Origin of the sequence: Corallococcus sp. CA041A, from assembly GCF_003612075.1 — a bacterium.
Classification (GTDB): Bacteria; Myxococcota; Myxococcia; order Myxococcales; family Myxococcaceae; genus Corallococcus; species Corallococcus exiguus.
Genome location: NZ_RAWF01000564.1, coordinates 1 through 927 on the forward strand (window position 1 = coordinate 1; position 927 = coordinate 927).

General features: G+C 66.8%; 1 protein-coding gene. It reads left to right on the plus strand.

Annotated elements, in window-relative coordinates; all coding sequences use genetic code 11:
- Window positions 1-896 (plus strand): IS3 family transposase (locus tag D7V77_RS42175; RefSeq protein WP_147452367.1); only part of this gene is annotated, 896 nt, incomplete at its 5' end.
- Between the last annotated feature and the right edge of the window lie 31 nt (window positions 897-927).

Below are 927 nucleotides of genomic sequence, written 5' to 3' on the forward strand. Positions count from 1 at the left end.
GCGGCCTTCTTCGCGAAGGAGATGAAATGAAGTTCGCCTTCATCGACGCGAAGAAGGCCCTCTTCCCGGTAGCCTCCCTCTGCCGTCATCTGGAGGTTTCTCGCAGTGGCTACTACGCCTGGGCGAAGCGCTCCGAGTCCGAGCGCAAGAAGAGCGACCGGGCACTGGGCGTCGAGGTGCTCGCCGTGCACCAGGAGAGCCGGGGCAGGTATGGCGCTCCGCGAGTCCACGCGGAGCTGAAGGCGCGCGGCCGGCGGGTCGCCCGCAAGCGAGTGGCTCGGCTGATGCGCCAGGCGGGCCTGCGCGCTCGCACCCGGCGTCGATTCGTGCGGACCACCGACTCCGCGCACGGCCACCCCGTGGCGCCCAACTCCCTGGCGAGGAACTTCCAGCCAGGCCAGCCCGACCGCGCATGGGTGGGCGACATCACCTACGTCTGGACCGAGGAGGGCTGGTTGTATCTGGCCGTGCTCTTGGACCTCTTCAGTCGAAAGGTGGTGGGCTGGGCGATGGGCGAGAGAATCGACCGCGGCCTGGTGCTGAGCGCGCTCGATATGGCGTTGCTCGGCGGTCCCGCTCCGCAACTGCACCACTCCGACCGTGGCAGCCAGTATGCGAGCGAGGACTACCGCCAGCTGCTGGAGGCGCACGGCATCGGATGCAGCATGTCGCGCAAGGGCAACTGCTGGGACAACGCCGTGGCGGAGAGCTTCTTCTCCACCCTGAAGCTGGAACTCGTCTACATCACCCGCTTCAAGACACGCGAGGCGGCGAAGCAGTCGCTGTTCGAGTACATCGAGGTGTTCTACAACCGGAAGCGGCGCCACTCCGCCCTGGGCTACGTCAGCCCAGTGGAATACGAGCGGAGGGCCGCAACCAAGAGGCTGGCAGCGTAGTCAACCTGTCCACCGAACCGGAGCAGGCCCA